General features: G+C 61.9%; 27 protein-coding genes and 3 tRNA genes. 19 read left to right on the top strand and 11 right to left on the bottom strand.

The annotated features are described in order from the left end of the window. Nucleotides 1–16: 16 nt before the first annotated feature. Nucleotides 17–418 (bottom strand): thioredoxin, encoded by a 402-nt coding sequence (trxA, locus tag I6E81_RS06815; RefSeq protein WP_197106585.1) that lies wholly within the window; start codon nt 416–418, stop codon nt 17–19. Nucleotides 419–648: 230 nt separating this feature from the next. On the opposite strand from trxA, the gene I6E81_RS06810 reads away from it, so the two are divergent. Further along, nucleotides 649–2,775 carry an acyl-CoA dehydrogenase gene (locus tag I6E81_RS06810; protein WP_197106584.1) on the top strand — a complete coding sequence of 709 codons (2,127 nt, stop codon included), beginning with the start codon at nt 649–651 and terminating at the stop codon, nt 2,773–2,775. Between the two features lie 75 nt (nt 2,776–2,850). Here the strand turns inward: I6E81_RS06810 and I6E81_RS06805 are convergent, their stop codons facing one another. From I6E81_RS06805 to I6E81_RS14485, 3 genes are all read right to left on the bottom strand, one after another. Next, nucleotides 2,851–4,506, bottom strand: coding sequence for a DHA2 family efflux MFS transporter permease subunit (locus I6E81_RS06805; RefSeq protein WP_197106583.1), 1,656 nt, complete (start codon nt 4,504–4,506; stop codon nt 2,851–2,853). Then, the gene (locus I6E81_RS06800; protein ID WP_197106582.1) at nt 4,503–5,300 is read right to left on the bottom strand and encodes a tryptophan-rich sensory protein; all 798 of its coding nucleotides are present in this window, start codon (nt 5,298–5,300) and stop codon (nt 4,503–4,505) included. The genes I6E81_RS06805 and I6E81_RS06800 overlap by 4 nt, the downstream gene beginning before the upstream one ends. A 110-nt stretch (nt 5,301–5,410) precedes the next feature. Next, the gene (locus tag I6E81_RS14485; RefSeq protein ID WP_255528431.1) at nt 5,411–5,545 is read right to left on the bottom strand and encodes a hypothetical protein; all 135 of its coding nucleotides are present in this window, start codon (nt 5,543–5,545) and stop codon (nt 5,411–5,413) included. A 58-nt stretch (nt 5,546–5,603) separates the two neighbouring features. Between I6E81_RS14485 and I6E81_RS06795 the strand changes: the two genes are divergently transcribed. Beyond that, nucleotides 5,604–6,470, top strand: coding sequence for a neutral zinc metallopeptidase (locus I6E81_RS06795; RefSeq protein ID WP_197106581.1), 867 nt, complete (start codon nt 5,604–5,606; stop codon nt 6,468–6,470). A 26-nt stretch (nt 6,471–6,496) separates the two neighbouring features. Here I6E81_RS06795 and I6E81_RS06790 read toward each other — a convergent pair whose 3' ends face one another. Together I6E81_RS06790 and I6E81_RS06785 are read right to left on the bottom strand one after the other, a co-directional pair. Beyond that, nucleotides 6,497–7,558, bottom strand: coding sequence for a formylglycine-generating enzyme family protein (locus I6E81_RS06790; protein ID WP_255529022.1), 1,062 nt, complete (start codon nt 7,556–7,558; stop codon nt 6,497–6,499). Between the two features lie 39 nt (nt 7,559–7,597). Next, the gene (locus I6E81_RS06785; protein WP_197106580.1) at nt 7,598–8,008 is read right to left on the bottom strand and encodes a hypothetical protein; all 411 of its coding nucleotides are present in this window, start codon (nt 8,006–8,008) and stop codon (nt 7,598–7,600) included. Between the two features lie 333 nt (nt 8,009–8,341). Here I6E81_RS06785 and I6E81_RS06780 point away from each other — a divergent pair, with 333 nt between their 5' ends. Further along, nucleotides 8,342–8,809, top strand: a complete 468-nt coding sequence (locus I6E81_RS06780; protein WP_197106579.1) for an isoprenylcysteine carboxylmethyltransferase family protein — start codon at nt 8,342–8,344, stop codon at nt 8,807–8,809. Between the two features lie 123 nt (nt 8,810–8,932). Here I6E81_RS06780 and I6E81_RS06775 read toward each other — a convergent pair whose 3' ends face one another. The 4 genes from I6E81_RS06775 to I6E81_RS06760 all read right to left on the bottom strand — a co-directional run bounded on the left by I6E81_RS06775 (nt 8,933) and on the right by I6E81_RS06760 (nt 9,992). Next, a complete protein-coding gene (locus I6E81_RS06775) occupies nt 8,933–9,349 on the bottom strand; it encodes a hypothetical protein (RefSeq protein ID WP_197106578.1) in 417 nt (138 codons plus the stop codon). A gap of 318 nt (nt 9,350–9,667) precedes the next feature. Beyond that, nucleotides 9,668–9,740, bottom strand: a tRNA-Phe gene (locus I6E81_RS06770). 78 nt (nt 9,741–9,818) lie between these two features. Further along, a tRNA-Asp gene (locus I6E81_RS06765) sits at nt 9,819–9,892 on the bottom strand. A gap of 24 nt (nt 9,893–9,916) precedes the next feature. Continuing rightward, nucleotides 9,917–9,992, bottom strand: a tRNA-Glu gene (locus tag I6E81_RS06760). Nucleotides 9,993–10,248: 256 nt separating this feature from the next. On the opposite strand from I6E81_RS06760, the gene I6E81_RS06755 reads away from it, so the two are divergent. The 3 genes from I6E81_RS06755 (at nt 10,249) to I6E81_RS06745 (ending at nt 13,951) form a co-directional block, all read left to right on the top strand. Further along, complete coding sequence (locus tag I6E81_RS06755; protein WP_197106577.1) at nt 10,249–11,523, top strand: M23 family metallopeptidase; 1,275 nt, start codon at nt 10,249–10,251, stop codon at nt 11,521–11,523. Nucleotides 11,524–11,770: 247 nt separating this feature from the next. After that, nucleotides 11,771–13,081, top strand: a complete 1,311-nt coding sequence (locus tag I6E81_RS06750; protein WP_231599820.1) for a M23 family metallopeptidase — start codon at nt 11,771–11,773, stop codon at nt 13,079–13,081. A gap of 51 nt (nt 13,082–13,132) precedes the next feature. Beyond that, nucleotides 13,133–13,951, top strand: a complete 819-nt coding sequence (locus I6E81_RS06745) for an SDR family NAD(P)-dependent oxidoreductase (protein WP_197106575.1) — start codon at nt 13,133–13,135, stop codon at nt 13,949–13,951. Between the two features lie 83 nt (nt 13,952–14,034). On the opposite strand, the gene I6E81_RS06740 is transcribed toward I6E81_RS06745, so the two are convergent. Beyond that, nucleotides 14,035–14,526 carry an inorganic diphosphatase gene (locus I6E81_RS06740; RefSeq protein WP_197106574.1) on the bottom strand — a complete coding sequence of 164 codons (492 nt, stop codon included), beginning with the start codon at nt 14,524–14,526 and terminating at the stop codon, nt 14,035–14,037. Nucleotides 14,527–14,574: 48 nt separating this feature from the next. On the opposite strand from I6E81_RS06740, the gene tilS reads away from it, so the two are divergent. The 13 genes from tilS to panC all read left to right on the top strand — a co-directional run bounded on the left by tilS (nt 14,575) and on the right by panC (nt 26,367). After that, nucleotides 14,575–15,618, top strand: a complete 1,044-nt coding sequence (gene tilS / locus I6E81_RS06735) for a tRNA lysidine(34) synthetase TilS (RefSeq protein WP_197106573.1) — start codon at nt 14,575–14,577, stop codon at nt 15,616–15,618. After that, nucleotides 15,608–16,159 (top strand): hypoxanthine phosphoribosyltransferase, encoded by a 552-nt coding sequence (hpt, locus tag I6E81_RS06730; protein ID WP_197106572.1) that lies wholly within the window; start codon nt 15,608–15,610, stop codon nt 16,157–16,159. Before tilS ends, hpt begins: the two co-directional genes overlap by 11 nt. A gap of 10 nt (nt 16,160–16,169) precedes the next feature. Further along, nucleotides 16,170–17,603, top strand: coding sequence for a serine hydrolase (locus tag I6E81_RS06725; RefSeq protein ID WP_197106571.1), 1,434 nt, complete (start codon nt 16,170–16,172; stop codon nt 17,601–17,603). Between the two features lie 127 nt (nt 17,604–17,730). Then, a complete protein-coding gene (gene ftsH / locus I6E81_RS06720; RefSeq protein WP_197106570.1) occupies nt 17,731–19,731 on the top strand; it encodes an ATP-dependent zinc metalloprotease FtsH in 2,001 nt (666 codons plus the stop codon). 6 nt (nt 19,732–19,737) lie between these two features. Beyond that, nucleotides 19,738–20,322, top strand: coding sequence for a GTP cyclohydrolase I FolE (gene folE / locus I6E81_RS06715; RefSeq protein WP_197106569.1), 585 nt, complete (start codon nt 19,738–19,740; stop codon nt 20,320–20,322). Between the two features lie 10 nt (nt 20,323–20,332). After that, nucleotides 20,333–21,142, top strand: coding sequence for a dihydropteroate synthase (folP, locus tag I6E81_RS06710; protein ID WP_307784116.1), 810 nt, complete (start codon nt 20,333–20,335; stop codon nt 21,140–21,142). Further along, nucleotides 21,139–21,558 (top strand): dihydroneopterin aldolase, encoded by a 420-nt coding sequence (gene folB, locus I6E81_RS06705; protein WP_197106568.1) that lies wholly within the window; start codon nt 21,139–21,141, stop codon nt 21,556–21,558. Before folP ends, folB begins: the two co-directional genes overlap by 4 nt. Further along, nucleotides 21,558–22,085, top strand: coding sequence for a 2-amino-4-hydroxy-6-hydroxymethyldihydropteridine diphosphokinase (gene folK / locus I6E81_RS06700; RefSeq protein ID WP_231603876.1), 528 nt, complete (start codon nt 21,558–21,560; stop codon nt 22,083–22,085). Before folB ends, folK begins: the two co-directional genes overlap by 1 nt. Beyond that, on the top strand, nt 22,079–22,567 hold the full coding sequence (locus I6E81_RS06695) for a DUF3180 domain-containing protein (RefSeq protein ID WP_129072313.1): 489 nt from the start codon (nt 22,079–22,081) through the stop codon (nt 22,565–22,567). The genes folK and I6E81_RS06695 overlap by 7 nt, the downstream gene beginning before the upstream one ends. Then, nucleotides 22,564–23,049 (top strand): PH domain-containing protein, encoded by a 486-nt coding sequence (locus I6E81_RS06690; protein WP_129072312.1) that lies wholly within the window; start codon nt 22,564–22,566, stop codon nt 23,047–23,049. Before I6E81_RS06695 ends, I6E81_RS06690 begins: the two co-directional genes overlap by 4 nt. Continuing rightward, on the top strand, nt 23,046–24,758 hold the full coding sequence (locus I6E81_RS06685) for a PH domain-containing protein (protein WP_307784115.1): 1,713 nt from the start codon (nt 23,046–23,048) through the stop codon (nt 24,756–24,758). The genes I6E81_RS06690 and I6E81_RS06685 overlap by 4 nt, the downstream gene beginning before the upstream one ends. Beyond that, the gene (locus I6E81_RS06680) at nt 24,758–25,507 is read left to right on the top strand and encodes a Rossmann-like and DUF2520 domain-containing protein (protein ID WP_129072311.1); all 750 of its coding nucleotides are present in this window, start codon (nt 24,758–24,760) and stop codon (nt 25,505–25,507) included. The genes I6E81_RS06685 and I6E81_RS06680 overlap by 1 nt, the downstream gene beginning before the upstream one ends. Then, nucleotides 25,504–26,367, top strand: coding sequence for a pantoate--beta-alanine ligase (panC, locus tag I6E81_RS06675; RefSeq protein ID WP_197106566.1), 864 nt, complete (start codon nt 25,504–25,506; stop codon nt 26,365–26,367). Before I6E81_RS06680 ends, panC begins: the two co-directional genes overlap by 4 nt. The last annotated feature ends 57 nt before the right edge of the window (nt 26,368–26,424 follow it).

Here is a 26,424-nt window from a genome sequence, read left to right as displayed (position 1 = left end):
GCGGTGGTGCTTCTGGTTAGTGAGAGTGCTCAGCCGGCGCTTCGCCAGCTTCAGCGGCAGCCTGCTGTTCAGCAACCTGCTTGTGAACCTCGACCATGTCGAGGTTCTTGGCGCCCTCAATGACCTGCTCGAGAGCAGGAGCGGGGAGTGCTCCGGGCTGCGAGAAGACGAGTACGCCTTCACGGAAAACCATGAGCGTCGGAATCGAGGTGATTCCTGCTGCGCCAGCGAGTTCCTGCTGGTCTTCGGTGTCTACCTTGCCGAACGTGATGTCCGGGTGGGCTTCGCTTGCAGCTTCATAAATGGGCCCGAACTGCTTACAGGGGCCACACCATTCGGCCCAGAAATCCACGAGGAGGATTCCGTCTTTAGTGACCGCCTGGCCAAAGTCTTCTGAGGTGAGAGTGATTGTCGACATAGTTACATCCTTTCACGGAGGCCAACAACAGCACCTGAACAAAGATTCCCGAGGTATCAGGAGCGATATTCGCACTAGTTCCCACAACGCTACGGCGGCTGTTTTGCGGTTTTGCACAAAGGGATGCGGTGGGTCCGGCATCCACTTGGTTGACCGTGAACGAGACACTTTGCACCCGCTCGCACCAGTCGTACGTTGTGATTACCGAACTTTGACGAATCGAGATAGCCATGACCCAGGTTCACGACCACACGGCGACCGAGTCGGCGCCGGAGTCATCCACCCCCGCCAACAACGCCGCACCTTCCTCTGCTGCAGCGACGACAGATAGTGCCGCCGCTGCCCCCACCATCGATGTCGAATGGTTGGGCGAATACCTTCTTGGCAAGTGGGCGAAGGAGCGCAAAGAGTCCCGTACGCTCATGTCGAACCCCGAGTTCCACCGCGTCGACGGGCTCTCGATGCAAGACCACCGCGAGCGTGTTCTGCACCAGTTGTCGCTCCTCGTCGAGAACAAAGCTGTTCACCGCGCGTTCCCGGTTGACCTTGGCGGCAACGACGACCACGGCGGAAACATCGCCGCGTTCGAAGAGACCGTGTTGGCTGATCCGTCGCTGCAGATCAAGTCGGGCGTGCAGTGGGGACTCTTCGGTTCCGCCGTCGTCCACCTCGGCACGAAAGAGCACCACGACAAGTGGCTGCCCGACATTATGAGCCTCAAGACTCCCGGCGCGTTCGCGATGACCGAGATCGGTCACGGATCGGATGTCGCGAGCATCGCCACCACGGCGACCTACGACCCCGACACCGATGAGTTCGTCATCAACACCCCGTTCCGCGCGGCGTGGAAGGAATACCTCGGCAACGCGGCCCTGCACGGCAAGGCAGCAACTGTCTTCGCTCAGCTCATCACTAAGGACGTCAACCACGGCGTGCACGCGTTCTACGTTCCGCTGCGCGACGACAACGGCCCGCTCCCCGGAGTCTCCACCGAAGACGATGGTCTCAAGGGCGGCCTGAACGGTATCGACAACGGTCGCCTTCACTTTGACCACGTTCGCGTTCCCCGCACCAACCTCCTCAACCGCTACGGCAACGTTGACGAGAACGGCGACTACGCCTCCGACATCGACAGCCCCGGTCGTCGCTTCTTCACGATGCTCGGCACGCTCGTGCAGGGTCGCGTTTCGCTCGATGGTGCCGCAGTGCTCGCGAGCAAAATGGCCCTCACGATTGCTATCAAGTACGGCTCAGAGCGTCGACAGTTCACGGCATCCAGCAACACCAACGAAGAAGTAATTCTGGACTACCAGCGTCACCAGCGTCGCCTGCTGCCGCGCTTGGCGCAGACCTACGCAATGTCATTTGCCCACGAGGAGTTCCTCGACAAGTTCGATGGCGTTTTCTCGGGTCGCACTGACACCGATGCTGACCGTCAAGACCTCGAGACTATTGCGGCCGCACTGAAGCCGCTCAGCACGTGGGCTGCGCTCGACATCCTGCAAGAGTCTCGCGAGGCTTGTGGTGGTTCTGGCTTCATGGCCGAAAACCGCCTCACGCAAATGCGCGCCGACATGGACGTTTATGTCACTTTCGAGGGCGACAACAACGTGCTGCTGCAGTTGGTTGCTAAGCGCCTGCTCACCGACTACTCGCGCAAATTTGCGGGAGCGGATGTTGGCGCCATGGCGCACTACGTTGCCGACCAAGTCAACGAGGCCGCCGTCAACCGCACGGGTCTTCGCCGCTTCGCCCAGAACGTGGTGGACTTCGGTTCAACCGCTCGTTCCATCGGCTACGTTCGCGACACCGACTCCCAGCGCCAGCTGCTCACTGACCGTGTCGAGACGATGGTGGCGGATGTCGCGGGCAAGTTGCGTCCAGCAAGCAAGCTTCCGCAGGCTGAGGCTGCCGCTCTCTTCAACAGCCACCAGAACCAGCTCATCATGACTGCGTACGCGCATGCCGAGCTGCTCCAGTGGGAGGCGTTCACTCGCGCCATCGAGAAGATCGAAGATAAGGACACCGCTCAGGTCATGACCTGGTTGCGTGACCTCTTCGGTTTCTCGCTCATCGAGAAGAACCTCGCGTGGTACCTCATGCACGGTCGAATCTCCACGAACCGCGCGCAAGCGATCACCGACTACATCGACGACCGTCTGCTGCCGCGTCTGCGTCCGCAAGCTCTGGATCTCGTGGCCGCGTTCGGCCTGACCGACGAGTTGGTGCGCGCACCGATCGCCTCCGGCATCGAAGCTCAGCGCCAGAACGAAGCTCGTGATTACTACGCAGCGCGTCGCGCGAGCGGCGAAGAGCCCGTGCACGAAAAGGATCTCAAGCAGAAGAAGCCCCGCTAACAGCACTGATCTACAGAGAAGGCTGCCGCCCCACATAGCGTGGGGCGGCAGCCTTTGTGTATCTCTACCCGGCGGTTATTCTCGCGCGGACTCGTCAGTTGACTCTGCAGCGTAGCGTGCACCAGCGCCGTCACTCTCGTCATCGCCGGCACCCTCGGCGTCATCGTCGCCGCGGCGTCCAGCGTCGAGACGAAGGCTGGCGAGGAATCCAAACGCAAGGAAACCGGCAGCCGCGAGCGCGGAATACCGTGTCGAATCGGTGAACGCTTGACGGGCGTCGGCTGCGGCATCCGGCGACTGAGCATCGAGCGCGCTGATGCCGGTGCCGGCGGAGTCGACGACGAGATCCACGATCTGGGTGCGGGCTTCGGCGGGGATGTCCGCGCGCTCCGCAAGCTTGGCGTCGAGCCCGGTGCCGAGGCTCGCGAAGAGCACGGTTCCCAAGATTGCGATTCCGAGCGCAGAGCCGATCTGGCGAGCGGTGCTCTGGGTTCCGGAGCCCTGACCCGACTGGCTGAGAGGCACGTCCTTGAGCACAACGCTCGTGAGTTGGGCGGTGGCGAGACCGACTCCGAAGCCGTAGATGAAGAGGCCGGGCGCGATGTGCCACCAGGCGGCATCTGGGCTCAGGACGAACGCGACGATCAGCACCCCCACGATCTCGGCGCCGATTCCGACGCGCACGATCGTGACAGGAGTCACCTTGTTGCCGAACGCACCGGCGAAGCCACTCGCGACGAACGAACCAATAGCGAGGGCGAGGATGACGAAACCAGTCTGCAGGGCGTCATAGCCGAGCACGTTCTGCAGCCACAGCGGTAGCGACAGGATGATGCCGAACTCACCGAGAGAGACGATCATCGCAGCAATATTTCCATTGCGGAACGACGGAATCTTCAGCAGTCCAAACGCGAGCATCGTCGATTTGCCCGCGCGCTCGCGAGCGAAACCCCAGCGCACAAACACGATGCCGCTCACGAGGGCGAGGGCAAAGGCGAAGGGGATAGGGGAGACGTCCCACGTCCAGAAGGCGGGAGGGGTGTCGCTGAAGAACCAGCCATAGCTGCGGCCCTCAATGAGAGCGAAGACCAGTGACGCAAACAGCACGACAGAGAGAACCGCGCCCACGACATCCACTCGTCGTTGGGCCGAGGGCTCCTTCGATTCGATCGTGAAGATCAGGATGCCGATAACGATGATGACGCCGAGCGGCACGTTGATGCCAAAGGCCCAGCGCCAGGAGTAATACGTCGTGAGCCAGCCGCCGAGGAGCGGGCCGACAGCCGCCATGCCGCCGATGGTGGAGCCCCAGACGGCGAAGGCGATAGCGCGCTCGCGGCCGCGGAAGGTTGCGTTGATCGTCGAGAGTGACGACGGAAGGATCATTGCCCCGCCGACGCCCTGCACCAGGCGGGAAGCGATCAGCAGTTCGCCCGTCGCGGCAGTGGCGGCAAGAATCGAGGAGAGAGCGAAAATCGCCACACCGATGAGCAGAACCTTGCGACGACCGTAGCGGTCAGCGAGGGTGCCAAACACGAGCAGTAGTGCAGCGAAAACAAGGGTGTAGCTTTCCTGCACCCACTGCACTTGAGTGGAATTAAGGTCGAGGTCTTCGACAACCGACGGGATGGCAACGTTAACAATCGTCGAGTCAACGATGATGAGCGCCACGGCAATGCTGATGAAGAGGAGGCCTAACCAGCGTTTGCGTGAGGCGCGTCGATCGTTCATTGAGCGGTCTGTTCAGCCCTCAGGCGTGCGGCGGTGAACACCGCGGCACTGGCGAGTACGGCGACGAGAGCAACGATCGCAGCGACCGCGGTGGGCTGCGAGATGAGGTCGCCGGTGAGGCGTCCAACGGCAACCCATGCGAGCCCCCAGCTCAGCGAAAGCGATGGCGCAAAGTGCGCGCGGCCACGGGCAGCGAGGGCGATACCGACGGCGCCAGCAACGAAGACAACAGCGACGCCCCACACATCCTGCGAGATGCCGAAGCCCGTAAAGCCGATGGCAGTGAGCCACGCGGCGATATTGGCTGCGGTGGCGACGCAGACCCAACCGAGGTAGAGACCGATGGTGCCGTCGGTGATGATGGTGTCGATTGCGCCGGCAGCGGGCAGCTTGACGGTGATGAGGTAGGCCCGGATGAGCACGATGAGCAAGAGGATGATCACCGGAACACTCAGAGCGAGCATGTCGAACTGAATCGAGAGAATCCAGGCCGCATTCAACACGAGAGAGGCAGCAACCCAGTACCCCACGCGACGGTGCAGCTCGGTGCTGGTCTGTTTCGGCAGCATCTGCCACACGGCGTAGGCGACGAGGCCGAAGTAGATGATGCTCCAGATGGTGAATGCTGCACCGGCCGGGGCGATGACGGTAGCATCGGCGCTCAGCGCACCGCCTGCAACTTCCTCTACGGGGGTGCCGCCATAGGCGCCAGATCCCACGAAGGCCCCGATGAGGGCAAAGGTCGCGCTCGCAGCGACGGTGATCTGGCGGACTACATCTTTGGACTCGCGCATCACGTTCTCCTTCGGTAGGCCTTTAGCCTAGAACTCCCGTGTCGGAGTTGTCCGAAGAATCGCTGAAATGTGGGTGTCGCTCAGCTAACGCGTCCGTCGAGGTGACGCATTTAGTGCGTGAAGCCGGCGAGCAAGCTCGGAACGGCCAGGTTCACGAGCAAGATGATGCCCGTGAGCGCAACAATCGCACCCATAACGACGAGCACTGCCTTGCCGAGAACGGTGATTACGGAGATGAAATTCATTCCTCAAGGATATCTGAGTAGATCGGGATGTGGTCCCGGTGCATAGTAAATTCCCTCTATGACGTTCAACGACAATGCCCGCATCAATCCAGACAAAGTCTCCCGGCGCGGGCGCAACACCGGAATCGCGGTCGGCGGCGGCAGCACACTGCTGGTCATTGGGCTCTTCATCGCGTCTCAAGTTCTCGGCGTCGATTTGACCGGGCTTGTGGGCGGCGGTGCACCGAGCGGAGAGCAAGAACAGGGCCAAGCGCTCACGGAATGCACTACGGCAGAGAAAGCCAATAGCGGCATCGATTGCCGTATCGCCGGAGCAGCAGATTCGCTCGATACCTATTGGGAGGGGCAGGTCGACGGCTACCGCACCACCAACGTTGTTCTTTTCACTGATCAGGTCAACACCGGATGCGGTGGCGCGACGAGCGCGACGGGGCCGTTCTATTGCCCTGCCGACGAGAAGATCTACGTCGACACCGCTTTCTACGATGACCTGCGCAGCCGGTTCGGTTCCTCCGGCGGGCCTCTGGCCGAGATGTATGTCATTGTGCATGAGTGGGGCCACCACATTCAGAATTCCACAGGAATTATGGAGGGCCTCGATCGTCAAACAACGGGCCCGTCATCCGACTCGGTGCGACTCGAGTTGCAGGCAGACTGTTTCGCGGGAGCGTGGGTGGGGGCGGCATCCACCATCACTAACGATGACGGGGTGGTCTTTCTTGACCCCGTCACGGATGCCCAAATTGCGGATGCTCTGAGCGCAGCTTCGGCTGTAGGCGACGACCGCATCCAAGAGTCGACCCAGGGTCAGGTAACTCCCGAGTCGTGGACGCACGGCTCGAGCGATAAGCGTCAGCAGTGGTTTACGACCGGGCTCAACGGCGGTCCGAGCGCGTGCAACACCTTTGAGGTGGCAACGCCCTAGCGCTCGCTCGCGAGTCGACGGGCTAGCTACAGTGCGACAGTGCGGAACCCGGCGTTGCCCATCGAGGAATCGGGAGTGTTCTGCGAGCGGGCCGAGTTGCGATAACGGTTGCAGTACGAGATGTGGCATAGGTAACTGCCGCCGCGCAGCACCCGAACGGTTCCCCCGCTGGGGCCGGCCGGGTTGTCGGTGGGCGCATCGGCGGCGAGTGTCGAATAGTAGTTCGCGTCGTACCAGTCAGAGCACCACTCCCACACGTTGCCGACGGTTTGGAAGAGTCCGTAGCCGTTGGGCTCGAAGCTGCGCACGGGCGCGGTGGTCAGGTAACCATCATCGAGAGTGTTGGTGCGGGGAAAGTCACCTTGGAAGATGTTGGTGCGCCAGCCGCTGGCATCCATTTCGTCGTCGCCCCACGGGTACTTGGACTGGTCGAGACCGCCGCGAGAGGCATATTCCCACTCGGCCTCGGTGGGAAGTCGTCGGCCCGCCCAGGCGCAGTATGCTTCGGCGTCGTTGAAGCTGATGTGCACGACCGGATGATCGCCCAAACCTTCGAGGGAAGAATTGCGCCCGCCGGGGTGCTGCCAGTCGGCACCAGTCACGCCGAACCACCACGGAGCTCCTGCGGCCCGCCCCATAATGTCTTCCTTGGGGGCGTCGACAGCGAGATGGAAGACTGCCGAATTTCCGAACGTTTCTGCCTCGGTGAGGTAGCCCGTGGCATCCACGAATCGTGCGAAGTCGTCGTTCGTCACACTCGTGACGTCGATGGAGAAAGCGCTCAGAGAGACTGGATGTTGCGGCAGTTCGCCATCGGCGGCGTTGCGGTCGCCTGACGAGTCGCCCATCACGAAGGTGCCCGCGGGAATCGCAGCCTGCTCGACACGGTGGTCGCCGGTTCCGGCGGTCGGTGGCGCGGATGTTGCTGCTGAGGATGACGCGGATCCGGATGCGGCGGGCGGGTCGGCGGTTAATGCTGAGGATGACGCGGGCGGTGCTGCCAGTGGCATGCCGAGAGGGGCTGCGGAACTGCGCTGGGGAGTGCAGGTGCAGCTGTCTCCGCAGCCTGAATTCGAAGCGTCATCCATCGTTCCAGCCTACGCCGGTGGTGTTGCTTCGCCCGCGAGCTATTCGGGAGCGGGAGCGGGAGCCGCCGGGCGAGCGGTGGGGGCGAGTTGCGCAAGTTTGAGCACCGCGTAGACCGCGATGCCGCTCAGGCACATATTCACCCAGTTGATCTCGTATTCCGCCTTCGGAAAGTACTGTGCTGCGAAGGCGACAAGCCCTCGAAGCACGAGTGCCCACATGTTGATCGCGAGAAAACCTTTGCGGGCCCATTCGCTCCCGCGGCCCACTTGGATAAGCAGTAAAAGCCCGATCACACCAGAGGTGATCAATCCGGCTTCGGGATCGTTGAGGGGAAAGAAGCCCCACACAATCGCGACAACTTGGGTGGCGATCGCGACTCGCAGCCACGGAAACGTGGTCTCGTCATCCGCGGCTATCTCCGAAGCTGATTCGGGAGTCGTGTCAGTCACGTTCGAATCTTTCCATGTGCTGACTCTGTCGACTATCTCTAGCGTCGCGCCAAGTCGAGGGGCATGGGACAGCCTCGAGCCTCGCCCCTCACGTCGCGCGCCGCTGTGATGCTCGCCCCTCGCCGTCGGAAATTCAGGAAAATCTCGCGGGGTGGCAATGCGAGCCCTGTTAGCTTGGCGGGTCGCAGGAACGCATCCTCGGATTTCCTGAGTTTCCAACAGGGTGGGTGCTGCGCGCGCTACTCACGGGGCGAAGTCGCCCCGCTACCTTTCTCGACGTACCTAACGACAGGTCGTAGCCTCTAGTCAGGACGTCACGAGGAAGAGGCGCTAATGAACAGACGCGTGATCGGGCTCGCACTTGTTGCGCTCCAATTTGTGCTGATCGCTGCGTTGGTGCTTGTGCCGTGGACTGATCCGCTGTGGCACAGAGACGCAATCGCTTTCAGCGTCGCTGGCGTGCTCGCGCTCGCCGGAGCGGTCGTCGCGGTCCTCGGGGTGCGCGGGCTTGGCCGTTCCCTCACTGCCAACCCGGTGCCGCTCGCGAGCTCAGAGCTGGTAACGGATGGCCTCTACGGCTGGGTTCGCCATCCGATCTATAGCGGCCTCTTGGTTGGTTCCCTCGGTGTCGCGTTGGCCGGCGCATCCTGGTGGCACCTCGGAACATGGTTGGCGCTCGTGGCGCTGCTCATGGCCAAAGCACGCTGGGAGGAGCGCATGCTCGTCGAACGCTACGTCGACTACGCCGAATACGCGATGCGCGTCGGCCGTTTCATCCCCGGTGTCGGACGCATCGGTTGAACCCGATGTGCCATTGACCTAGGAAGCACGACCCGGCCGGAGCGGCGCCGCGATTCGCGCGCCACGATGCGCCTGGCTGGAAACGATGTTCTTGTTGGCTTGGAGCGTCGCTGCCGTGTTTTCTTAAGCGCGTTGCCGCTCAGGAAAGAGCAGCGCAAGCACTTCGCTTGAGAGGTGCTTGGGGAAGGCCCAGAACAGGTCACCATCGCGTGTCGAGATGACAAAGTGAGCGGAGTCTGCCCAGGCTGCAGGGACCCCAAACTCTGGTTCTCCCGCAACAGCGGTAGCGCTGAGCACGGGAATAGTGCGATCGCCCACAATTCCGAGTTCGGGAACGAAGGTGAGGCGGCCGTCGGCGATTTCACACACGCCGACGCTCCATTCAGTGCCAATGTTGAGAACCCGGCCGTCCAACGCCCGGATGGCGCAGGCCACTTTGTTGGCGTCAAAGAGTCGTCGATCACGTGCTCGGTGATTTGTCGGATCCCACGGGATGAGCGCAGCGAAGACCATGACGAGGAACTCGAAGAGCGCGCTCACTGTGCAGGTGCTCCTCGTTCTGATTGTCCTCGGCAAACGCTGCCCACTGCCGCTACAGAAGAGCATAGTCAGGCGTGGCTGAGGTCGATCGAGCCACTCACGTATGCAATTGGAGACTCGGGAGAATAGGGGAGGCCAGCGTGCACAGCTTGAGGAAAGCAAGGCTTCGTCGAGTGCCTGTTGCGAATTCTCCTGAATTGCCGTGATGGCAATGGCGATGGCAAACGTGAAGACAGAAGTTCAATGGCGAGCTACGCGAGAAGGCCCAGAGGGCAAAAAAATGACCCTCGCCCGGTAGAAGCCCGGGAAAGGGTCAAGTGGCTCCGACGGGCGTCGATCCCGTGACCTCACAATTTTCAGTCGTGCGCTCTACCAACTGAGCTACAGAGCCGTAAGAGTTTCCTCCTACTCGTGAAGGTTTCCCTCCACTACAGAAAAAGCCCCTCCTTTCGAAGAGGCATTCTGTTTGCGACCCTGACCGGACTTGAACCGGCGACCTCCGCCGTGACAGGGCGGCGCGCTAACCAACTGCGCTACAGGGCCAAGCTATTAAATTCTGTGTGTGTCTGGTGACCCCAACGGGATTCGAACCCGTGCTGCCGCCGTGAAAGGGCGGTGTCCTAGGCCACTAAACGATGGGGCCTCGAAGTCACAGAACTTCTTAGCTACCGAGGGAAAAGCATACGGTGCGTTTCGTGATTTACCAAACTGAGAAGCAAACTGACTGATATTTCATGAAGCGCTTTTTCCAACAGGCTCAAATGTACCCGACTTTTGCGGCGCCGGATACTACGTTCAGTGAGAGGTTGAGACTTTTGCGCCAAGTGTCGTTGGCGCGGGTGATCTTTCCCGCGTGGCTACGTGCTCTAAGCCAACGCCCGATAACGCTGAGGGGAATAATGAAGGTCATGCATGCGAGTCGGGGAACCACGGCAACGCGAGCGCTCCGCTCTCTCGCCTTCCGCGTCATTGGCTTCACCGCCGCGCTTAGCCTTGTCGTTGGCGTGAGCGTCGTTGCCGGTACCAGCCAGGCAGCATTCGCCGATGACTACCCCACGTGGAGTGACGTCACCGAAGCCCGCAATGACGAAGCCGCAACCAAAAAAGTTGTCGAGCGCATTGAGGCGGCACTCGTTCAGCTCGAGGCTGATGCCGCAGCCGCCCAGAAAGAGGCCGAAGAAAAGGGCAACATCTGGCAAGAGGCTGACACGAAGTACCAAGCGAAGGCCACCCAGACGGCAACTTTGCAAGAGCAAGCGGATGCCGCAAGCGCCGAAGCTGACGAAGCTGAGACACGCATCGGTGAGCTTGCCGCGCGGCTCGTGCGTGCCGGTGGTGGCGACGTCACCACTAGCCTCCTCGCCAACTCGCAGGACGCAGACGCGCTGCTCTACAACCTGGGCATGTCGTCAAAGATTTCGCAGCAGACATCCTCCCTGTTTGATCGCGCTGTTCAAGCTCGCAATACGGCGCAGTCGCTGAGCGATGCTGCCGAAGTTGCTCGCGCCGAACTTGAAGTTCTCAAGATCGCGGCTGAAAAGGCTTTCGCTGAGGCTCAGGCCGCCGCTCAGGCCGCCGAAGAAGCTCTCGCCGAGCAGCAGGAGCGCAAGATCGAGTTCGACGCTCAGCTCGCCGCACTGACTTCTGCTCGCAAGGCAACTGAAGACAGCTATCTAGAGGGCGTGCGTGAGCGCGAAGCCGCTCGCGCTGCTGCAGAAGCTGCCGCACAGGTTCCGAATTTGGACGCTGGCGAAATCAGCCTGAGTGGTTGGGCCCGCCCCGCCGGGGGATACATCACTTCGGTGTATGGCTACAGCTCGAATTACGGCTCCAGCTTCCATAAGGGCACCGATATCGGTGCTGCTTGTGGTGCTGGCATTTATGCGGCGTCGAGCGGAACCGTTGTCTATGCCGGTTATGGCTGGAATGGCGGCTACGGAAACTACATCATCATTGAGCACAGCGGTGGATTGCGCACCGCGTATGGCCACATCGTTGACGGCGGTATTCGGGTTTCTTCTGGACAGAGTGTGGCCGTCGGAACGAAGATCGCCAGCGTCGGCTCGACCGGAAACTCCACCGGATGCCACCTTCACTTTGAGGTGCGCCCCAACGGCTGGGACACGACAAACCCGGTGCCGTTCATGGCGGGCCAAGGCATTCAACTCGGCTAAAGCCTCAGAACGTGCTCCTGCTGAAGGGAAATGCTCGCGAATCAGCACCGCAGTCTTTCCATGGCATCCTGATGGGCCGGGATCGGCCGGGGAGATGCGTTGCGGCGTGCACTAATGCACGCGAAACCCGCATTCAACAAAAGGTTGAGACTTTTGGGTCGCATGTTGTTAGTGTGGTCAATGTTATTCGTGTGACTAATGGCCATTAGTCGACGCTGAACAATGTTTAGGGGAACAATTGAAGGTCATGCATGCGAGTCGGGGGACCGCAGCAAAGCACAAGCTTCGCTCACACTCTTTTCGGGCAATCAGTTTCGTCGCGGCGCTCAGCCTCGTCGTCGGGGTCAGCGTTGTTGCGGGAAGTAGCCAGGCTGCTTTCGCCGATGACTACCCCACGTGGAGCGAAGTCACTGAGGCCCGCAACAACGAAGCGGCGACTCAAAAGGTAGTCGACCGCATCAAGGCCGCACTGGTAGAACTCGAAGCTCAAGCCGTCGCCACTCAAAAGGATGCCGAAGAAAAAGGCAACATTTGGCAAGAGGCCGACACGAAGTACCAAGCGAAGTCTGCACAGACCGAAACTTTGCAAGAGCAAGCGGATGTCGCAAGCGCCGAAGCCGATGAAGCTGAGAAGCGCATTGGTGAGCTTGCTGCGCGGCTCGTGCGTGCTGGCGGCGGAGACGTCACCACGAACCTCCTCGCCAATTCTCAAGACGCCGACGCCTTGCTTTACAACTTGGGCATGTCATCGAAGATTTCCCAGCAGACATCCGCTCTGTTCGATCGCGCCGTTCAGGCTCGCAACACCGCGCAGTCGCTGAGCGATGCTGCCGAAGTGGCTCGCGCCGAACTTGAAGTTCTGAAGATCGCCGCCGAGAAAGCGTTTGAGGAAGCTCAAGCAGCAGCGGCTGCAGCGGAAATCGCAGTAGCGGAGCAGCAGGAACGCAAGGTTGAGTTCGACGCCCAGCTTGCTGCTCTCACTGCCGAGCGCGTCGTCACCGAAGCTGACTACCAGGCTGGGGTCAAGCAGCGCGAAGCGGAGCGCATTGCACGCGAGAAGCGGGCTGCTGCGGCAGCCGCGGCTGCCGCTGCTGCTGCCGCCGCTCAAAACGGTGGCTCCAGTGGCGGTTCAGGCTCCTCGAGCGCCAACGGCTGGACTAAGCCTGCCTATGGCTACATCACGTCGGTGTACGGCTACAGCTCGAACTACGGCTCAAGCTTCCACAAGGGAACTGACATTGGCGCTGGCTGTGGTGCCCCGATCTACGCCGCATCAAGCGGAACTGTTGTGTACGCCGGTTATGGCTGGAATGGCGGCTACGGCAACTACATCATCATCGAACACGCTGGTGGAGTGCGCACCGCTTACGGTCACATTATTGCCGGCGGCATCAACGTCTCCTACGGTCAGAGCGTGGGTGTCGGAACCAGAATTGCCAGCGTCGGCACGACCGGAAACTCCACCGGCTGCCACTTGCACTTCGAGGTTCGCCCCAACGGGTGGGACACCACCAACCCCGTGTCATTCATGTCAGGTAAGGGCGTTGGCCTCGGCTAAAGTCTGAGCACAGGCTTGAGGCAACGACGTCTCTGGCAGAGGGAGCACGCCATGCACTCAGTTGCCGGACTCGTTGTTGTGATTACGGGCGCTGCCCGCGGAATGGGCGAGATTTATGCTCAGCGCGCTGTCGCTGAGGGTGCCGCGAAAGTAGTGCTGCTTGACGTCGATGCCACGGCTCTGGATGTCGCAGCAGCCGCTCTGAGTGTTGCGGGCGGTTCCGTCACCAGCTACGTTGTCGATCTCTCGTCACGCACCGCGATCGAGTCTGTCGCCGAACGCATCCGCACCGAAGTGGGAACCCCCCACGTGCTCATCAACAACGCGGGCATTGTGCGCAGTGGCTACTTCTGGGAGCACGACGCGGTTCGCGATATCGAAGCGACCATGCAGATCAACACGCTTGCGGCTATGTATCTCTCGCGCGAACTGCTGCCCGCGATGATCGAGGGCGGAGCGCCCAGCCGCATCCTGAATATCGCGTCGGCAGCGGGCACTCTCTCGAATCCGAATATGAGTGTCTACGCGGCATCCAAGTGGGCCATGATCGGCTGGAGCGATTCGCTGCGGCTCGAACTGAACAAAGCAGGCCACGCCCATATCGCGGTGACCACTTTTGCGCCCAGCTACATCAGCACCGGGATGTTCGCCGGCGTGCGGGGGCCGCTGTTGACCCCCATCATGACTCCCGAGATCGCGACCTCGGCAGCGTGGTCGGCAATGCTCCGCGGCAAGCCGCTACTCATGAAGCCCTGGACAGTCGGGCTGGCCCGCGGGCTCAAAGGCGTGCTGCCGACGCGCGCTTGGGATTTTGTGGCAGGGCGAGTCTTCAAGGTCTACAACTCGATGGATGAGTTCACGGGGCGCTGAGCCGCTCTCGCCACTTAAACGCCAATGGCGAATGCCGAAGCATCCGCCATTGATCGTGTAGCGCGGTGTGCGCCGTGAACTGCCTAGTGGCCTTCGGCCTTGAGCTTCTCGAAGCCAGCCTGAACGATCGCGTCAGCTTCTGCTGCGTCGCCCCAACCGTCGATCTTGACCCACTTGCCGGGCTCGAGGTCTTTGTAGTGCTCGAAGAAGTGCTCGATCTCCTTGCGCGTGAACTCAGGAACATCGTTGATGTCCTGAATGTGCGACCAGCGCGGGTCTTTCGCCTGAACGCAGATGACCTTGGAGTCGATGCCGCCGTCGTCGCTCATGTTGAGCACAGCAACCGGACGAACCGAAATACCCACACCGGGGAAGGTCGGAGCATCGAGCAGAATCAGAGCGTCTACGGGGTCACCGTCGAGGCCGAGAGTGTTCTCGAAGAAGCCGTAGTCGGTGGGGTAGGCGAAGGTGGTGAAGAGAAAACGGTCGAGAAATACGCGACCGGTTTCGTGGTCAACTTCGTACTTGTTCCGGCTTCCGCGCGGAATCTCAACGACAACGTCGTATGCGGCCATGTAGCTGCTCCTAAGAAAAATGTGGGGTTGCTGCAATAACGTTACTGGATGCACTCCGACAGACGCCCCCGTCTTACTCCCGCAATCGCTGATGTGAGGCGTGCTGTGCGCACTGCGTTGAGCTCATTACCGGTGCCCGCGGGTTCGGCGGCGGTGCCTGCAGGCTCAGAACCGCTCGTTCTTGTCGCCCTCAGCGGAGGCCCCGATTCGCTTGCGCTGGCGGCCGCAACGGCCTTCGAAGCGTCCAAGGCCGGCATGCGGGCCGGTGCCGTGATCGTGAATCACAACCTTCAAGACGGGTCAGCGGATGTCGCCGCCGCCGCCGCACAGCAGGCTCGCGACCTCGGGCTTGAGCCCGTCGACATCCGCTCGGTTCTCGTCGGTGACGCCGGAGGCCCCGAGTCTGCCGCCCGTGACGCGCGCTACGCGGCGCTCGCCGAAGCCGCCGCCGAGCACGGTGCGATCCGCGTGCTGCTCGGCCACACCCTCGACGACCAGGCCGAAACAGTGCTGCTTGGCCTCGCCCGCGGCAGCGGGGCTGGCAGCCTCAAAGGCATGGCGGCCGACACCGGCCAGTACTTCCGGCCACTACTGGCAGTGCCGCGAACCACGACCGTTCAATGCTGCGAAGACTCCGGAATCGCGGCGTGGAATGACCCGCACAACCTCGATACCTCGTACACGCGAGTGCGGGTTCGGCAGACTGTTTTGCCGCTGCTGGAAAGCGAACTGGGGCCCGGCATCCGCGACGCTTTAGTGCGAACCGCCGACCAAGCGCGCGAAGATGCCGAAGCACTCGACCATTTTGCCGAAGAAATGGCCGAAGATTTGGCTGAGATTTCGGAGGCCGGAATCTCGTTGCCGGTGCGTGCGCTTGCGGCTAATCCTGCCGCTCTTCGCCAACGTTTGATTAGGTTGGCGGTGGCCAGCGAGTTCCATGTCTCACTCAGCCGCACCCACACTCTGGAGATCGCGCGCCTCGTCACCGACTGGAGGGGGCAGGGACCGATCGACGTTCCCGGCGTTAGGGTTGAACGACGAGAGAACCTACTCCACTTTTCGGCCCACAGTGAGGAACGCGATGCAGTTTAGCGATGTCGAAGGAGACCTCAGCGAGGTCCTTCTGACCCAGGAAGAAATCCACGAGAAGATCGCCGTGATGGCGCGTCAGATCGAGGCAGACTACGCCGGCGAAAAGCTGCTGCTGGTTGGTGTGCTGCGCGGTGCTGTCATGGTGATGGCCGACCTCGCACGTGAACTTGCTCTTCCCATCGAGATGGACTGGATGGCCGTCTCTTCGTATGGCGCCGGCACGCAGTCCTCGGGTGTCGTTCGTATCCTCAAAGACCTCGACAGCGACCTTGAGGGCCGCAAGGTGCTCATCGTTGAAGACATCATCGACTCAGGCCTCACGCTCTCGTGGTTGCTCGGCAACCTGCGCAGCCGTGGCGCTGCCTCGGTGGAGATCTGCACCCTGCTGCGTAAGCCGGATGCCGCCAAGGTCGAAGTTGACGTCAAGTACGTCGGCTTCGACATCCCCAACGCCTTCGTGATCGGCTACGGCCTCGACTACGCCGAGAAATACCGCAACCTGCGCGGCGTCGCAGTGCTCGCACCCCACGTTTACGCGTAGGGCCGGCTGAATGCGGGCGAAGGCAGCAATCGATCAGGCGACCGACGAGATCGTTGGTCTGTTTGAGAATCGGGTAGCCGAGCAGAAGGCTCCAGCCTCGTTCTTCGCGGTCTTTGGGCCCGATGGCATTGTGCTGGAGGGCGGCTACGGCGAGAAGGTTCTTGGCGAAGGCAACGCTCCCGACCGCGACACGGTGTTCCGCATCGCGTCGTGCACGAAGAGCTTCACGTGCACGCTGCTGCTGATGCTGCGCGATCGTGGCCAGCTCAGCCTCGATGCGCCGATCACTGACTTTGTTCCTGCGTTCACCGCTCTCGAGCCAGCGGCTGCTCCCGTGACTCCGAGTGTGCGTCAACTCATGACGATGTCGGCGGGGTTCCCCACCGATAACCCGTGGGGTGACCGCGTGGAGGAGATGACGCGGGCCGAACTCGACGATTTCATGGCGGCGGGCATCCGCTATTCGAGCACGCCAGGCACTCGCTTTGAGTACTCGAATCTCGGCTACGCCCTGCTGGGTGAAGTCATCGCCGAAATTACGGGCCGCCCCTACATCGAGGCGATTGCTGCCGAAATTCTCGAACCGCTCGGCCTTACCTCGACACGCTTCGAGGAGGACCCGGATGCCGATGTCGCCCTCGGCTACCGGCTCGCCAATGGGCAGTGGCAGGTTCAGCCGTTCACCGGGCCCGGAGTCTTTTCTTCCATGGGTGGTTTGTTTTCTAGCGCGACCGACCTGGTGCGTTGGTCACTGTGGCTCGCTGGTGCCCTCGATTCAGACGGCACTTCAGACGGACCCCTGTCTGCCGCCAGCCGCCGCGAACTTCAGCAGATTCAGCGCGCCGTGCCCGAGGGCATGTCGAAGGCTGCCGAGTTTTCCGAGCCGACAGCCCACGGTTATGGCTACGGCCTGTTCATCGATGAGGGCACGACGAAGATCGTGTCGCACTCGGGCGGTTACCCCGGAGTGAGTGCCCACATGCGCTGGCACGCCCCAACCGGCCTCGGCATTGTGGCGTTCGAGAATGGCACGTTTGCGGCATCCTCGATCCCGGCAACTCAGGCTTTGCAGGCTGCGTTGAATGCGTACGGCGAGCTGACGACGCCAGCTCCGGCCTGGCCCGAAACTCTGGCCGCTCGCGACGTGTTTGATGGCCTCGTTCGCGAGTGGGATACCCCCACCGCGGATGCGCTCGCCGCCGTGAACTTGGCGCTCGATGTTCCGTGGGAAGAGCGCATCGCTGGCGTTGCGAAAGCGATTGCTGAGGTGGGGCCACTCACCGATGCGCCGCTGACCGAAGTACCGCGCACCCTCAGCGACACTCCTGCCGTGACCAACTGGACGATCGACGGCAAACGCGGTCGCATCAAGTGCCACATCCTGATGAGCCCCGAACTGCCACCCCGCGTGCAAACCTTCGCGGTGACAACCGAAAGCCACTAGCCGCAGCGAGCCCGCTCGGAACGCATTACGCCGAGGGCAAACATGCAGTGGTCTTGCAGCGCGATAACGGTAACCTTGCAGCACGTTTCTTCAGAGAGAGGCACTGGGTCGCCCGACCCGGAACATCATGAATTTTAAGCGCATTTTCCGCGGCCCCGTTCCGTACATCATCATCGGTATCGCCGCCGTCTCGATCGCCGCGAGCCTTCTCCTCGGCGAGGGCTACAAAGAGATCACCACTCAAGAGGGCCTCGACCTTCTTCAGGGATCGACGGTGTCATCAGCCACCATCATTGACGGTGAGCAGCGCGTTGACCTCGAGCTCTCCAAAGCCGACGGCGACAACGGAACGAAGGTGCAGTTCTACTACGTAGCACCGCGTGGCACCGAGATCGTTTCTGCTGTCAACGGCGCCGACGTCAAGGAGTTCAACGACCAGGTTCCGCAGGAAAACTTCTTCGTCTCCTTCCTCTCGATCATGCTGCCGTTCCTCATCATCGGCATCATCTTCTTCTTCATCTTCAGCCGCATGCAGGGTGGCGGCGGCAAGGTCATGCAGTTCGGCAAGTCGAAGGCCAAGCTCGTGGGTAAAGACACCCCGCAGGCCACTTTTGCGGATGTCGCTGGTGCTGACGAGGCCATCGAAGAGCTCGAAGAAATCAAAGACTTCCTGAAAGAACCGGCCAAGTTCTTGGCTGTTGGCGCCCGCATCCCGAAGGGCGTACTGCTGTACGGCCCTCCCGGAACCGGTAAGACCCTGCTGGCCAAGGCCACCGCGGGTGAAGCTGGCGTGCCGTTCTACACAATCTCTGGCTCTGACTTCGTCGAAATGTTCGTGGGTGTCGGTGCAAGCCGTGTTCGCGACCTCTTCGAGCAGGCCAAGCAGAATGCTCCCGCAATCATCTTCATCGACGAGATCGATGCTGTTGGTCGTCACCGTGGTGCCGGAATCGGTGGCGGTAACGATGAGCGCGAGCAGACTCTCAACCAGTTGCTGGTCGAGATGGATGGCTTCGACGTCAATGCCAACGTGATCCTCATCGCCGCAACGAACCGCCCTGATGTTCTCGACCCCGCGCTTCTGCGCCCTGGTCGTTTCGACCGCCAGATCGGTGTGGATGCTCCCGACAAGATCGGTCGCAAGCAGATTCTCGAAGTGCACGCCAAGGGCAAGCCCATGGCCGAGGGCGTTGACCTCGAAGTGCTCGCTCGCAAAACACCCGGCTTCACCGGTGCTGACCTGGCGAACGTGCTCAACGAAGCAGCCTTGCTGACCGCGCGCTCCAACGCGCAGCTCATCGACAACCGTGCTCTCGACGAGGCCGTTGACCGTGTCATGGCCGGCCCGCAGCGTCGTTCGCGCCTCATGAACGACAAAGAGAAGCTCGTCACGGCGTACCACGAGGGTGGTCACGCGGTGGCTGCTGCCTCGATGCGCAACACCGACCCCGTCACGAAGATCACCATTCTTCCTCGCGGTCGTGCCCTCGGTTACACGATGGTGATGCCGCTCGAAGACAAGTACTCCGTTTCGCGTAACGAGCTGCTCGATCAGCTCGCCTACGCGATGGGTGGTCGTGTTGCGGAAGAAATCGTGTTCCACGACCCGACGACCGGGGCATCCAACGACATCGAGAAGGCCACCTCGATTGCTCGCCGCATGGTCACCGAATACGGCATGAGTGCCCGAATCGGTTCCGTGAAGCTGGGCAGTGCCTCAAGCGAACCCTTCATGGGTCGCGACATGAGTTCGAGCCGCGAATACTCCGAAGAGCTCGCCAAGATCATTGACGAAGAAGTTCGACTGTTGATCGAGAAAGCTCACGACGAGGCATGGCAGATGCTCAACGAGAACCGCAAGGTGCTCGACAAGATCGCCCTCGAGTTGATGGAGAAAGAGACCCTCGACCACGTCGAGCTCGACAAGATCTTCAAGGGAATCGCCAAGCTTCCCGAGCGTCCCCAGTGGCTCTCGAGCGACGCGCGCCCCGTGTCGCAGTTGCCTCCCATCAAGGTTCCCAAGAAGAAGGTGCCGAAGGCTGACGCAAGCGACAGCGACGAAAGCACCCCTTCGAAGCCGGCACGCACCCCACGGCCACGCAAGTCGCCCGGGGTAGCAACGGCCTAGGACACCATGTCGATCGACCTCGCACGCATTGAAGCTGCGGTAGCCGAGATTCTGGATGCCGTCGGCGAAGACCCGAAGCGGGCAGGCCTCACCGCCACCCCGCGTCGGGTCGCCGAGGCGTACTCCGAGTTCTTCGCAGGCAACACGATCGACCCTCTCGTGCACCTCTCCGACAGCATCGAGTTCACCGCTAAGGCGGATCAGACGGGCGAGCTGGTGCTCGTGCGTGACATCGAGTTTCGGTCCATGTGTGAGCATCACCTGTTGCCGTTCTTGGGCGTCGCGCATGTCGCCTATGTCCCGGATGAGCGCATCATCGGCCTGGGCAATATTGCGCGGGTCGTGGAGACGATTGCCGCGCGCGCGCAACTGCAGGAGCGACTGACCGAGGAGATCACCGAGGCGATCAACACGGGGCTGTCGCCGCGTGGAGTGCTCGTTGTTATTGATGCTGTTCACGGCTGTGTTTCGGCTCGCGGACCCCGCCAGACCGCCAGCTCCACTGTGACTTTGGCGTCTCGTGGAGTTCTCAGCGATCCAGTGGAACGCGCTGAAGTGATGGCGCTCATCGGCCGAGGTGGCGATGCGTAGAAACCCCCGCGTGGCGGTTCCCCAAATCATGGGCATCCTCAATGTCACGCCTGATTCTTTTAGCGACGGCGGCCAGTTCGAACATGTGGACGCCGCCATTGCGCGAGGCATCGAATTGCGCAACCAAGGCGCGGATGTCGTCGATGTCGGTGGCGAATCGACTCGCCCCGGTGCCGAACGGGTCTCAGCCGCGGCGGAGCAGCAGCGGGTAATCCCGGTGATCAAGGCGCTCACGGCTGAAGGCGTGACCGTGAGCATCGACACCATGAATGCCGAGACAGCACTGGCCGCGGCGAATGCGGGAGCATCCATCATCAATGATGTCTCTGGTGGGCTTGCTGACCCCGAGATGTACCGCACCGTTGCCGAAACAGATCTGCTTTATATTGCGATGCACTGGCGTGGGCACAGCACCACGATGGGGCAACTCGCGCACTATGACGACGTGGTTGACGACGTGCGCAGCGAGCTGAAGGCGCGTCTGGCAGAAATGATGGTGTGGGGAGTGAAGTCGAATCGGGTGGTGCTCGATCCCGGCCTGGGCTTTGCCAAAGACGCCCGCCACAACTGGGCGCTGCTCGCGCGTATCGACGAGATTGCGTCGCTGGGGCATCCGGTGCTGATCGGGGCGTCACGCAAACGCTTTCTCGCAAAAATGCTTCCGGCCGATGCGCCGCCAGCCGAACGCGACCTGGCTACCGCAGTGATCAGCAATGTCGCCGCCGAGGCGGGCATGTGGGCCGTTCGGGTGCACGATGTTCCGTCAACGCACATTGCACTTTCCGTGTATCGAGCTATGCAGAAGGGCAAGAAACGATGAATCCCGCACTGGACGAAATCACCCTCACCGGCTTGCGCGCCACCGCCTTTCATGGCGTCTTCGACCACGAGCGTCGCGATGGTCAAGTCTTCGTAATCGACGCGACCGTGTATCTCGACTTTGCAGCCGCTGCCCGCACCGACGACCTTGACCGCACCATTCACTACGGCGTCTTGGCCGAAGAGATCGTCGCCGCCGTCGAGAGCAACCCGGTCGATCTCATCGAGACGGTTGCCGAACGCATCGCCGCTGTAGTGCTCGCACACGAGGCTGCCGTGAGCACCAAGATCACGCTCCACAAACCAGAAGCACCCATCACTGTGCCGTTCACCGATGTCTCGGTCACCATCACTCGTCAGCGTGCAGCCCGCGCCCAGACCGCCGGCTTCAGCGCAGAACCGCAGCCGCTGCCGTGATGCGACAGCAACGACTGCACGTCGAGTTGCCGGTGATGCTTGCCATCGGCAGCAATCTTGGCGACCGCGAAACCACCCTGCGCGATGCCGTGCACGCCATCAACCGCATCGACGGTGTGACCGTGGATGCCGCCTCCAGCATTGTGCAGACTCCGGCCCTGAAACTCTCCGGCATCGACCACTCTGCTCCCGCGTATCTCAACGCGGTCGTGTTAGCGAGCAGTTCGCTGGAGCCCCACGCCCTCCTCGCTGAGCTGCAGCGCGTCGAGGCTGAGCATGGTCGCGTGCGCGACGAACGCTGGGGCGATCGCACGCTCGACATCGACATCATTTCTTTCGCGCACCTGCAAGTGGATGACGAACTTCTGACGATTCCGCATCCGCGGGCCGCCGAACGATCGTTCGTGCTCGTGCCGCTGCTGCAGCTCGACCCCCACGCGCAGCTCGCCGGAATCGGAAGCGCGGCGGAGGCCCTTGCCGGCATCGAGAACGACGCCGCTGAGTTTGAGGCGGAACCCCTGTGGTAGCCCGCACGTCAGCCGTGCACTTGGTCACCATTGCCGCGGCGGGAGCAGCCGTCGGCTGGTTGCTCGAAGTGTTGTTGACGGCATCCGGAAACCCGATTGTGACCCCCTCGGTCGCCTTGGCGGTCTCGCTCTTCTTGATCGCCGTGATCGTGGTCGTGCTGGCAGTGCCCATCTACCGCTCATCACGCGGGCTGCGCAAAGAACGCGTGAATCCCTTCTTCGCGCTGCGCGTTGTCGTGCTCGCGAAAGCATCGAGCTTCGCCGGGGCTCTCCTTGGCGGAACCGCCCTTGGCATCGCGGTCTACCTGCTGAGCCGCACCGTTTCTCCCGAAACCGGCGCCATCGGCACGAGCTTCGTCGTTTCGGCTGGCGCGATAGTGTTGCTGATCGCAGGATTGGTCGCTGAATATTTGTGCACCATCCCGCCTGATGATGACGACCCGTCGTCGCAGAACCCGATGGACCCCCAAGGAGCAGCGTGACCGAGCGACTTGATCTCCCCGACGCCGAGTGGCGCGGCGTCTCCCGCAAGTACACCATCGTAGAAGCGGTCGGGCTGCTCATTACGGGCATTATCCTCACGGTGGGAACGTCGATCCCGACCTTCATCACCGGCATCCAGTGGCTTGCCGTAATTCCGATTTCGCTCGGCATCATCTTCGTCATCAACATCGCGCTCACCCCGCGGCGAGTGCGCGCGATCGGCTACATGCTGCGCGAGGATGACTTGGTCTTTCGTCGCGGACTGATGTTCCGCCGCGTGGTTGCTGTGCCCTATGGCCGCATGCAGCTCGTCGACATCAACCGCGGACCCCTCGATCGCGCCGTTGGCCTCAGCGAACTCAAGTTTGTGACGGCCGCGGCATCCACCGGTGTGGTGATTCCTGGCCTTCCTGAGCAGGATGCTGAGGAGTTGAGAGACACGCTCGTCGCCCTGGCCGAGAGCCGCAGGGCCGGACTGTGAGCGACCCGCGCGAGCCCGCCGAGCCGCTGGAGCCTCGAGAACCGCTGGAGCCTCGCGAGCCAGTGGAACCGCTGGAGTCCGTGAACGCAACTGAGCCTGCGAACCTGAACGCTGCCGAGCCTGCTGCTCCCGCCGTGGCGCTCACGGTGCCCGAGAGCGCTCGTCGCCTTGCCGACGGTGAGTGGCATCGACTGCACCCGGCAACGCCGTTCTTGCGCGGCGGCATCGCGTTCGTGGCAATCATCGGTGTCATCATCGTCAACGCCCGCGACGTCTTTCTCGACACCATTTTTGGCGGCGGCAGCCGAGAACTGCGTTTCTTGGAGCGTTTTGCCGAGTCAAGCCTGATCATTTTGGCGATTCTCGCCGTGCTCGTCATCCTGATTCTGAGCGTCGGTGGTTTTTATCTGTCGTGGCGGATGCACACCTTCCGCATTACGGACGAGCTTGTTGAGGTGCGCAGCGGCATCCTGTTCCGCACCAACCGTCGTGGACGACTTGATCGCATCCAGGGCATCAATATTTCGCGGCCATTCTTGGCACGCCTGTTTGGGGCCGCCAAGCTCGAAGTGAATGTGGCAGGTCAAGACGCCAACGTTGAGCTGGCCTATCTCGGCTCCGCTGGCGCCGACGATTTACGAGTCGCGATCTTGCAGCTCGCCTCGGGCACTCGCGCGGCTGAAGCAGCGGCCGATGCAGCCGCACAAGCCCCGACCGGTGTCACGGGTGTGGTGGAGTCGCGCGTCAACGAATTCTTGGCCCCAGAGTTCGACCCCCATGCCGCGCCGCCAGAGTCGATCGTGCGCATCAGCATCCCGCGGCTCATCGGTTCTCTCGTGCTCAGCGAAGCGACCATCATCGCGATTCTGGTGGGCATCGGCATCATCACGACGATCATCGTTACTGGCGACTACGGCTGGATCTTTGCGCTCCTCCCGGGCTTTCTCGGTCTCGGCGGTTATTTGGCATCCAGACTGACGCGCTCGCTTCGGTACTCCATCGCGGCAACGGATGACGGCATCCGGGTCGGTTATGGCCTGTTGTCGACGACCAATGAGACGCTCCCGCCCGGCCGCATTCACGCGGTTGAGGTATCGCAGCCGCTGTTATGGCGCGCTGCCGGCTGGTGGGAAATCAAGATCAACACCGCCTCGCAAGCAACAAGCTCAAGCGGTGCGACCGCGAAGACAACGCTGCTCCCGGTCGGAGATATGGCCGATGTGCACCGCGTGCTGCAACTCATTCTGCCGAGCCTCGCTGACGCCAAGTCGCGGGAACTGCTCGAGTGCGGTCTTGCCGCTGGAGCCCACGATGACGACTACGTCACCTCGCCCAAGCGGGCGGCCTGGCTGCGCTGGTTCTCCTGGCGCCGCAATGGTTTCGTGCTGATTTCGGATGCCGTAGCGCTGCGCAAGGGAGCCATCTGGCGTTCCCTCGTGCTTGTGCCTCAAGCCCGCATGCAGAGCGTCAGCATGAACGAGGGTCCGCTGCTGCGTCGCATGGGTCTTGCTGAGCTGCGAATTCACACTGTTGCGGGGCCGATTTCGGCCACCATCGGTGCGCTCGACCGCAACGATGTTGTGCGCTTCTTCGATGAGGTTGAGCACGCGGCTGTGCATGCCGCAGGCGTCGACACGAGTCACCGCTGGCGCAGTGCTGGCGTGGACGCCGAGTCCCCGGCACCAACACCACGTGAGGACAACGCGTAATGGCGCAGGCAGCTGGCCGACTCGGAATCGGCATCATTGGCGCGGGAAAGGTCGGCCCGATTCTTGGCGCAGCCCTCGCCGGCGCGGGCCATGCAATCGTCGGAATCGCGGCGACGTCAGAGCGCAACCTTGAGCGTGCAAGCGCGATCCTTCCCGACGTTCCCGTGCTCGACATCCCGACTCTGGTTGAACGCAGCGAGCTTGTGATTCTGGCGATTCCCGAGAGCGAGATTGAGTCCTTCGCGAAGGGTCTCGCCGATGCTGGAGTGTGGCAACCGGGGCAACTCGTGCTGCACACTGCGCCGGGGCTCGGCTATCAGGCGTTGGCGCCGGCACTTGCTGTTGGAGCGATTCCACTCGCCGTACATCCGGCCATGGTGTTCACGGGAACAAGCCTTGACCTCACGCGCCTGCACGAAACCTATTGCGCCGTCAGTGCCCCCACTCCGGTATTGCCGATTGCGCAAGCTCTCGTCGTGGAGATGGGCGCCGAGCCGATCGTGATCTCCGAAGACGAGCGTGCTGCGTGGGCCGAAGCGGTGAGCACCGCGACTAGTTTTTCGGCCGCGATTGTCCGTCAATCTTTAGATTTGCTCGGCAGCGTCGGGGTGGATGCCCCCGCGCGTGTTTTAGGGCCGCTTCTGCGGTCCTCGGTCGAGAGTGCGCTTGCGCGTGCAACTGCGACTAGCATCGATGTTTCCTTGCTCGACCCCGAGCCGAGGCCCCATTCACAGGAGGACCCCTCGTGAGTTCACACCCCCGCCCGCAAGTTATTGAGACCGTCGCGGGTATGCGCGATGTGGTTGCGCACGAGCGAGCCGCTGGCCGCACTATTGCTTTGACGCCCACGCTGGGTGCGCTTCACCAGGGTCACCTCGCTCATGTTGAGCGCGCCGCCGAGCTCGCCGATGTGCGCATCGTTTCGATCTTTGTGAATCCCACCCAGTTCGGTGCCACCGAAGATCTCGACAAGTATCCGCGCACGATGGATGACGATCTCGACATGCTTGGCGAGCTGGGGGTTCCCTACGTCTTCGCCCCCAGCGTGGAGGAAATGTACCCGAAGGGGCCAACCTCCACCACGATCTCGGCCGGCCAGATCGGCACCATGTTCGAGGGCAAAACGCGCCCCGGCCACTTCGACGGTGTGCTCACCGTTGTCGCCAAACTGCTCGCCATCACAAGCCCGCAGTTCGTCACCTTTGGCCAGAAAGATGGCCAGCAACTCTTTCTCGTTCGCCGCATGATCACCGACCTCAACATCCCGGTGCAGCTCGAGATCATCGAAACCGTGCGCGAAGAAGACGGCCTCGCCCTCTCCAGCCGCAACCAGTTCTTGGATGCTCACCAGCGCGAAGCAGCATCCATCCTGTCGACAGCATTGAACGCGGCAACCTCGGCCGCCGACAGCGGCCTTGACGCCGTGATCGCCGCCGCGCAGGGTGCACTCATGGGGGCATCGGGTGTGGAGCTCGACTACTTCACTGTCGTTGACACCGACACCTTCATGCCGGTGCCCGATGGGTACCGTGGGCCCGCTGCTGCCCTCGTCGCTGCCCGCGTGGGGGAGACCCGTTTGATCGACAACGCGACCCTCTACGTCGGCTAGTTCTCGGGCGCATTCTTGGGCGCGGCAGTGTTGCCTTATCCCGGCTACGATTGAGGG

Source organism: Salinibacterium sp. NG22, assembly GCF_015864925.1.
In the GTDB taxonomy this organism is placed as follows: domain Bacteria; phylum Actinomycetota; class Actinomycetes; order Actinomycetales; family Microbacteriaceae; genus Rhodoglobus.
This window is presented reverse-complemented; position numbering and strand designations above follow the sequence as displayed.

Bases quoted from the DNA above. Each gene is read 5' to 3' on its own strand.
- I6E81_RS06680 (WP_129072311.1), top strand. From the start codon at position 24,758: ATGGCGCAGGCAGCTGGCCGACTCGGAATCGGCATCATTGGCGCGGGA.
- I6E81_RS06750 (WP_231599820.1), top strand. From the start codon at position 11,771: ATGCATGCGAGTCGGGGGACCGCAGCAAAGCACAAGCTTCGCTCACAC.
- tilS (WP_197106573.1), top strand. From the start codon at position 14,575: ATGCACTCCGACAGACGCCCCCGTCTTACTCCCGCAATCGCTGATGTG.
- hpt (WP_197106572.1), top strand. From the start codon at position 15,608: ATGCAGTTTAGCGATGTCGAAGGAGACCTCAGCGAGGTCCTTCTGACC.
- I6E81_RS06800 (WP_197106582.1), bottom strand. From the start codon at position 5,300: ATGCGCGAGTCCAAAGATGTAGTCCGCCAGATCACCGTCGCTGCGAGC.
- I6E81_RS06810 (WP_197106584.1), top strand. From the start codon at position 649: ATGACCCAGGTTCACGACCACACGGCGACCGAGTCGGCGCCGGAGTCA.
- I6E81_RS06745 (WP_197106575.1), top strand. From the start codon at position 13,133: ATGCACTCAGTTGCCGGACTCGTTGTTGTGATTACGGGCGCTGCCCGC.
- I6E81_RS06755 (WP_197106577.1), top strand. From the start codon at position 10,249: ATGAAGGTCATGCATGCGAGTCGGGGAACCACGGCAACGCGAGCGCTC.
- I6E81_RS06790 (WP_255529022.1), bottom strand. From the start codon at position 7,558: ATGGATGACGCTTCGAATTCAGGCTGCGGAGACAGCTGCACCTGCACT.
- trxA (WP_197106585.1), bottom strand. From the start codon at position 418: ATGTCGACAATCACTCTCACCTCAGAAGACTTTGGCCAGGCGGTCACT.
- I6E81_RS14485 (WP_255528431.1), bottom strand. From the start codon at position 5,545: ATGAATTTCATCTCCGTAATCACCGTTCTCGGCAAGGCAGTGCTCGTC.
- I6E81_RS06780 (WP_197106579.1), top strand. From the start codon at position 8,342: ATGAACAGACGCGTGATCGGGCTCGCACTTGTTGCGCTCCAATTTGTG.
- I6E81_RS06795 (WP_197106581.1), top strand. From the start codon at position 5,604: ATGACGTTCAACGACAATGCCCGCATCAATCCAGACAAAGTCTCCCGG.
- folB (WP_197106568.1), top strand. From the start codon at position 21,139: ATGAATCCCGCACTGGACGAAATCACCCTCACCGGCTTGCGCGCCACC.
- folE (WP_197106569.1), top strand. From the start codon at position 19,738: ATGTCGATCGACCTCGCACGCATTGAAGCTGCGGTAGCCGAGATTCTG.
- I6E81_RS06805 (WP_197106583.1), bottom strand. From the start codon at position 4,506: ATGAACGATCGACGCGCCTCACGCAAACGCTGGTTAGGCCTCCTCTTC.
- ftsH (WP_197106570.1), top strand. From the start codon at position 17,731: ATGAATTTTAAGCGCATTTTCCGCGGCCCCGTTCCGTACATCATCATC.
- folK (WP_231603876.1), top strand. From the start codon at position 21,558: ATGCGACAGCAACGACTGCACGTCGAGTTGCCGGTGATGCTTGCCATC.
- I6E81_RS06740 (WP_197106574.1), bottom strand. From the start codon at position 14,526: ATGGCCGCATACGACGTTGTCGTTGAGATTCCGCGCGGAAGCCGGAAC.
- I6E81_RS06725 (WP_197106571.1), top strand. From the start codon at position 16,170: ATGCGGGCGAAGGCAGCAATCGATCAGGCGACCGACGAGATCGTTGGT.